A 5,809-nucleotide genomic window follows, 5' to 3' on the forward strand; every position below is an offset into this window, starting at 1 on the left:
GCCGCACCATCGTCGAGACCGCGATCCTCGATTTCGGCTACGGCATCTTCGGCTGGCGCCAGGTGCCCGTCGACGCCACCATCATCGGCGAGAAGGCGAATGCCACCCGGCCCGAGATCGAGCAGGTGCTGGTCGAGAACCGGCTCGGCAAGGACGACAACGCCTTCGAGCGCGACCTCTTCCTGATCCGCCGCCGCATCGAGAAGCAGGTGCTGGCCGCCCATATCAGCGAGTTCTACATCTGCTCGCTGAGCTGCCGCAGCGTGATCTACAAGGGCATGTTCCTCGCCGAGCAGCTCGACAACTTCTATCCCGACCTGAAGGACGAGCGTTTCGTCTCGACCTTCGCGATCTATCACCAGCGCTATTCGACCAACACTTTCCCGACCTGGCGGCTGGCGCAGCCCTTCCGCATGCTCGCCCATAATGGCGAGATCAACACGCTGCGCGGCAACGTCAACTGGATGAAGAGCCACGAGATCAAGATGGCCTCCGAGGCCTTCGGCGATCTCTCCGACGACATCAAGCCGATCGTGCAGTCGGGCTCGTCGGATTCGGCCGCGCTGGATGCCGTCTTCGAGGTGCTGGTGCGCGCCGGCCGGCCGGCGCCGATGGTCAAGACGCTGCTGATTCCGGAAAGCGCCTCGAACAAGCCGCTGATGCCGCAGGCGCATCGCGACCTCTACGCCTACTGCAACGCCATCATGGAGCCCTGGGACGGCCCGGCGGCGATCTGCGCCACCGACGGCCGCTGGGCGGTGGCCGGCATGGACCGCAACGGCCTGCGCCCGATGCGCTTCACCGTCACCACCGACAATCTTCTCATCGTCGGCTCGGAGACCGGCATGGTGCCGGTGCCCGAGCACAAGGTGGTGGAGAAGGGCCGCGTCGGTCCGGGCGAAATGATCGCCGTCGATCTCAAGAAGGGGCGGCTGTTCGGCGACCGCGAGATCAAGGACCGGCTGGCTGCCGAGCATCCTTACGGCGAGTGGGTCAAGAACATCGTCACGCTCGACAAGATCAAGGATGCGGCGCCGATCGCCAAGCCGCTGACCCGCGAGGATCTGCGCCGGCACCAGCTCGCCTTCGGGCTGACGCTCGAGGATATGGAGCTGATCCTGCATCCGATGGCGGAAGATGCCAAGGAAGCCATCGGCTCGATGGGCGACGATACGCCGATCGCGGTGCTCTCCGATCAGTATCGCGGCCTGCACCATTTCTTCCGCCAGCAGTTCAGCCAGGTCACCAACCCGCCGATCGACAGCCTGCGCGAGAAGCGGGTGATGAGCCTGCGCACCCGCATGGGCAATTTGACCAACGTGCTGGACGAGGATGCCCACCAGGTCAACATCCTGCTGCTGGAAAGCCCGGTATTGTCGAATGCCGACTTCGCCAAGCTGATGAAATACGCCGAGAAGACCACGGCGAAGATCGACTGCACCTTCCCGGCGGACGACGGCGACGCGCATGCGCTGCGCGACGCGCTCAAGCGCATCCGCAGCGAGGCGGAGAATGCGGTGCGCGGCGGGGCCGCCCATATCGTGCTGAGCGACGAGGCGATCTCGGAAAGCCGCGCGCCGATCCCGATGATCCTCGCCACCGGCGCCGTGCACAGCCATCTGGTGCGCCAGGGCCTGCGCACCTTCACCTCGCTGACCGTGCGCTCGGGCGAATGCCTGGACGTGCATTACTTCGCCGTGCTGATCGGCGTCGGCGCCACCACGGTGAATGCCTATCTGGCGGAATCCTGCCTGATCGACCGCGTCAATCGCGGCCTGCTCGGCAAGATGAGCGCGGAGGAGGCGATCCATCGCTTCAAGGAAGCGGTCGATGGCGGCCTGCTCAAGATCATGTCCAAGATGGGCATCTCGGTGATCTCCAGCTATCGCGGCGGCTACAATTTCGAAGCCCTGGGCCTGTCGCGCTCGCTGGTGGCCGACCTGTTCCCCGGCATGCCCTCGCGCATATCCGGCATCGGCCTGATCGGCATCCAGAAGAAGGTGCTGGAACTGCATCACCGGGCCTTCCGCTCCGACGTGCTGGCGCTGCCGATCGGCGGCATCTACAAGTATCGCCGCGGCGGCGAGGCGCATGCCTGGGAAGCCAACCTGATCCATATGCTGCAGACGGCGGTCGGCACCGAGAATTACGCGCTGTTCAAGAAATACACTGCCGGCCTGCGCGATCTGCCGCCGATCGCCGTGCGCGACCTGCTGGAACTGAAGCCGGCGGCGGAGGCGATTCCGATCGAGCAGGTCGAGTCGGTCACCGAAATCCGCAAGCGCTTCATCACGCCCGGCATGTCGCTCGGCGCGCTCGGCCCCGAGGCGCATGAGACGCTGACCATTGCGATGAACCGCATCGGCGCCAAGTCGGATTCCGGCGAAGGCGGCGAGGCGCCGGAGAACTTCAAGCCGCGTCCGAACGGCGACAACGCCAATTCCGCGATCAAGCAGGTGGCCTCCGGCCGCTTCGGCGTCACGGCGGAATATCTCAACAATTGCCGCGAGCTGGAGATCAAGATCGCCCAGGGCGCCAAGCCCGGCGAAGGCGGCCAGCTGCCCGGCTTCAAGGTGACCGAGCTGATCGCGCGGCGCCGCCATTCGACGCCGGGCGTGATGCTGATCTCGCCGCCGCCGCATCACGACATCTATTCGATCGAGGATCTGGCGCAGCTGATCTACGACCTCAAGCAGATCAACCCGGATGCGCAGGTCTGCGTCAAGCTGGTCTCGGAAGCCGGCATCGGCACCATCGCGGCCGGCGTGGCGAAGGCGAAGGCCGACGTCATCCTGGTTTCGGGCCATGTCGGCGGCACCGGCGCCAGCCCGCAGACATCCGTCAAATATGCCGGCACGCCCTGGGAGATGGGCCTGTCGGAAGTCAACCAGGTGCTGACGCTCAACAAGCTGCGCCACCGCGTCAAGCTGCGCACCGACGGCGGCATCAAGTCGGGCCGCGACGTGGTGATCGCCGCCATGCTCGGCGCCGAGGAATACGGCGTCGGCACCGCCGCCCTGGTGGCGATGGGCTGCATCATGGTGCGGCAATGCCATTCCAACACCTGCCCCGTCGGCATCTGCACGCAGAACGAGACGCTGCGGCAGAAATTCACCGGCACGCCGGAGAAGGTGGTCAACCTGTTCAGCTTCATCGCCGAAGAGGTGCGCGAGATTCTCGCCAGCCTCGGCGTGCGCTCGCTCAACGAGATCATCGGCCGCACCGATCTGCTCATGCAGGTCAGCCGCGGCTGGGCGCATCTCGACGATCTCGACCTCAACCCGATCCTGGCCCAGGCCGATGCCGGCGAATATGCGCGCCATTGCACGCTGGAGGGCCGCAACGAAGTGCCGGATACGCTGGACGCGCAGATGCTCGACGATGCGGCGCCGGTCTTCAGCCATGGCGAGAAGATGCAGCTCGCCTACAATATCCGGAACACGCATCGCGCCATCGGCACGCGGCTGTCCTCGCATCTGGTGCGCAAGTTCGGCATGACCGGCCTGAAGCCGGGCCATATCACCGTGCGGCTCACCGGCTCGGCGGGTCAGAGCCTCGGCGCCTTCGCGGTGCAGGGGCTGAAGCTCGAAGTCTTCGGCGACGCCAACGACTATGTCGGCAAGGGCCTGTCGGGCGGCATGATCGTCGTGCGGCCCTCGCCCTCCTCGCCGCTGGTCGGCCGCACCAACGAGAATACGATCGTCGGCAACACGGTGCTCTACGGCGCCACCGGCGGCAAGCTCTTCGCCGCCGGCCAAGCCGGCGAGCGCTTCGCGGTGCGCAATTCCGGCGCCACCGCGGTGGTGGAGGGCTGCGGCTCGAATGGCTGCGAATACATGACCGGCGGCCGCGTCGCCATCCTCGGCAAGGTCGGCGACAATTTCGCCGCCGGCATGACGGGCGGCATGGCCTTCGTCTACGATCCGGACGAGACGCTGCCGATCGCGATCAACGACGAAGGCGTGGTCTATCAGCGGCTGGCGTCGAGCTACTGGGAAGGCGTGCTGCGCGGCATGATCGAGGAGCATATCCGCGAGACGCAGTCGGTGCATGCGGGCAATCTTTTCGCCGACTGGGATACGGCGCGCGCGCATTTCTGGCAGATCTGCCCGAAGGAGATGATCGCCCGGCTCGAGCATCCGCTCTCGGATGCCCCGGCCGCCGCCGCCAACGACGAAATCCGCGCTTAGAACGCGAAAGCGAATCCGGCCCGCCCAGCCGGCGGACCCGGAAAAGAAACGCCGCCGGAGCGCTCCGGCGGCGTTTTTGTGTGGCATCGCCCGATGATAAAGCCGGTCCGGGGACGTGGCGGGATCAGATTTTGACAGCTGGCGGCGTGTATTCCATTTAATACATGCTGACTGTTCGTCCCGATCCGGAAACCGAAGCGCGCCTTGAGAAGCTGGCGCAGGCGACGCGGCGCTCGAAAAGCCATTATGTCAAGCAAGCCCTGCGGCAATATCTCGAAGATCGCGAGGACTACCTGCATGCCGTGGCTGCGCTCGAACGCAAGGAGCCGCGTGTCAGTTTGAAGAAGCTTCGGAAGGAATTTGGCCTGGCGGATCGAGTTCACCCAAACCGCTCGCCGCCAAACGCGGCGCATCGACAAGTTTTGGCAACGCCGCATACTGGATTATCTAAAGGCCAGTCTCGCCGGGCGCAGCGATCCCCGAGCCATCGGAAAGCCGTTGCGCGGTGAAAAATATGGCTTCTGGTGATATCGGACCGGTGACTATCGCGTGATCTGCCAGATCGAGGACAACAAACTTGTGATCCTGGCGGTCATTCTTGGCCATCGCAAAAACGTCTATGACTGACTTCACCGGCCCCGGCCTAGGCGGGATCGATGAACCGGCCTATCCTCGTGCGAAGCCGGCCGGCCGTTCCGGGTTGGCGGCGTCCATTCCAAGGAGAGTCCGATGGCTTCCCCAGCCCTGTTCCGTGTTTTCGCCGCGGGAGGCCTGATGCTTTCCGCCGCGCTTTTCCTGCACGGCCATCCGGTCCTGGCCCAGGCGGCCCCCAATCAGACCGCCAGGCCGGCCTTCTGCATCGACAATGGCGTTGCCGGCGAGACGCTGACGGCCCAGATCGCCGCCGGCCAGGCCGCCACCAGGGTCGATCTGCCGGCCGGCGATCGCGGCTGCTGCGTCAATTTCTGCCGCCAGCATCCTTCGGCTGCGGGCTATAAGGTTTCCGTGCTGGTGCAGTCGCGCCAGGTCTGCACGCTCACCGTCGCCAATGGCCAGGTGCTGCGCGTCGACGGCACCGCCGCCAAGGCTTCCTGCACGGCGACGGCGCTCCAATGAGGCCGGCGGGATGGTGCGGTGAGATATGGCGGTGAGATGACGGTGCGCGCCCGCAGATCGCTGCTGCTGACGGCGGCGGGCCTCGTCCTGCCGGCCGGTCTTCTATGCAGCCCGCCGGCCGCCGCCTTCTGCGTGGCCAATGACGGCAGCATTCCGCTGTCGATCCGGGCGGGCGGGCCGCCGATGCCGATCTATGTGCGTCCCAACCTGGCACCCGGCCGGCGCGATTGCTATGTGCCGCGCAAGCCGACCGGCATCGTGGTGGAGATTTTCGATGCCACCAACGGCCGCCTGCGCTGCCGTCAATCGGTGCCGCCGAAAAACAGCACCATCATCGTCGGCAAGACCTGCCGCGTGCAGCTCGACTAGACCGGAATCCCGTTAGATCGAAGCATAGCCAGCGTTCCTGAGATAGTTTGCGCATTCCTGTGGCGGGAAGCGGTCCAGCAGGCTTCCGATACGTTGCCATGTTGCCTCGACACTGCGTTCAGCTGCCTTTCGGA

4 protein-coding genes and 1 pseudogene are annotated in these 5,809 nt (G+C 65.3%); all 5 read left to right on the forward strand.

What is annotated here, in order from left to right:
• The coding region (gene gltB / locus VF194_RS07200) for a glutamate synthase large subunit (RefSeq protein ID WP_330889492.1) at positions 1-4,190 on the forward strand (4,190 nt) is incomplete at its 5' end.
• Positions 4,191-4,354: 164 nt separating this feature from the next.
• A complete protein-coding gene (relB, locus tag VF194_RS07205) occupies positions 4,355-4,699 on the forward strand; it encodes a type II toxin-antitoxin system RelB family antitoxin (RefSeq protein ID WP_330889494.1) in 345 nt (114 codons plus the stop codon).
• A 31-nt stretch (positions 4,700-4,730) separates the two neighbouring features.
• Positions 4,731-4,817, forward strand: a pseudogene (locus VF194_RS07210) (type II toxin-antitoxin system RelE family toxin); the annotation flags it as partial.
• Between the two features lie 102 nt (positions 4,818-4,919).
• A complete protein-coding gene (locus VF194_RS07215) occupies positions 4,920-5,306 on the forward strand; it encodes a hypothetical protein (RefSeq protein ID WP_330889496.1) in 387 nt (128 codons plus the stop codon).
• Positions 5,307-5,348: 42 nt separating this feature from the next.
• Positions 5,349-5,675 (forward strand): hypothetical protein, encoded by a 327-nt coding sequence (locus VF194_RS07220; RefSeq protein ID WP_330889498.1) that lies wholly within the window; start codon positions 5,349-5,351, stop codon positions 5,673-5,675.
• Positions 5,676-5,809: the final 134 nt, after the last annotated feature.

Origin of the sequence: Ferrovibrio sp. (assembly GCF_036381655.1) — a bacterium.
Lineage (GTDB): Bacteria > Pseudomonadota > Alphaproteobacteria > Ferrovibrionales > Ferrovibrionaceae > Ferrovibrio.